This is a genomic window from Salinicola sp. (assembly GCF_982684285.1).
The window spans coordinates 1-1,220 of sequence record NZ_CEXLVS010000488.1; the positions used below are offsets into that span (position 1 = coordinate 1).

The window sequence follows — 1,220 nt, forward strand, 5'->3', positions numbered from 1 at the left end:
GGTTGATGCTCAGGGTCAGCCGATTTGGCCCGACAGATTATTGGTGATGTTTGCCCAAGATATTTTGTCGCGGGTGCCTGACGCCACCATTATTTATGATGTTAAAAGTACGAATCTACTGGCGGAATCCATTACGCGTTCCGGGGGCACGGCCATTATGAGCCCATCTGGATATTCAATTATTAAAAATAAAATGCAGGAGACCGGGGCAAAACTTGCCGGTGAAATGAGCGGCCACATTTTCTTCAGTGAACGTTGGTTTGGTTTTGATGATGGCTTATATGCTGCCTGCCGTTTATTAGAGTTTTTGAGTAATGATCCACTTGAACGTACACCGACTGAAGTATTTTCTGCCTTGCCCTATCGTGAAAGTACCTCAGAAATTCTACTTGAAATGGAAGAGGATGAAAGTCGGCGATTTATGGTGCAATTTGAATCTGAAGCCAGTTTTCCGGGGGCGGAGATAGTCACTATTGATGGCTTGCGTGCTGATTTCCCTTATGGCTGGGGGCTGGTTAGAGCTTCCAATACGATGCCGTATTTGACCTTACGTTTTGAGGCTAACAGTGTCGATGAACTTGAACAAATCAAACAACAATTTAAACAGCAGATGTTACAAGTTAAACCATCAATGACCTTATCCTTCTAGAAAGATGAAACAATGAGTCTAAATACACAAAGCGCTTCTCATATTGCCCAGGTTTTGACCGAGGAGTTACCGTATATACAGCGATTTTCAGGTAAAACGTTGGTAATTAAATATGGCGGTAATGCCATGGTTGATGAAACACTCAAGAACAGTTTTGCCCGTGATGTAGTCTTATTAAAAGCCGTAGGCATTAATCCGGTGATAGTGCATGGTGGCGGACCACAAATTGGTGATTTACTCGATCGTATTGGTATAGAAAGTGAATTTATCGATGGCATGCGAGTCACCGACAGTGAAACGATGGATATAGTTGAAATGGTACTCGGTGGCCAAGTTAATAAAAGTATTGTCAACTTGATCAATACTCATGGAGGGCGTGCTGTCGGTCTAACTGGCAAAGATGGCAGTTTGATTCTTGCTGAAAAGTTACATGTATCTCGTAATAGCGATGATCCTGCGGTTCACGTTTCTGAGTTAATCGATTTGGGTCATGTTGGTAAAGTTAAAAGCATCGATACTTCGGTGATTGATATGTTGACACGCAGTGACTTTATTCCGGTGATCGCGCCGA

The 1,220-nt window shown here is 43.0% G+C and carries 2 protein-coding genes; both read left to right on the forward strand.

Annotation, left to right across the window (positions count from 1 at the left end; translation table 11 throughout):
* The coding region (locus tag AC3AYF_RS21345) for a phosphohexomutase domain-containing protein (RefSeq protein ID WP_487780473.1) at nucleotides 1–649 on the forward strand (649 nt) is incomplete at its 5' end.
* A 12-nt stretch (nucleotides 650–661) separates the two neighbouring features.
* Nucleotides 662–1,220, forward strand: a 559-nt coding sequence (gene argB, locus AC3AYF_RS21350; RefSeq protein WP_487780474.1) for an acetylglutamate kinase, incomplete at its 3' end; no start/stop codon positions are given.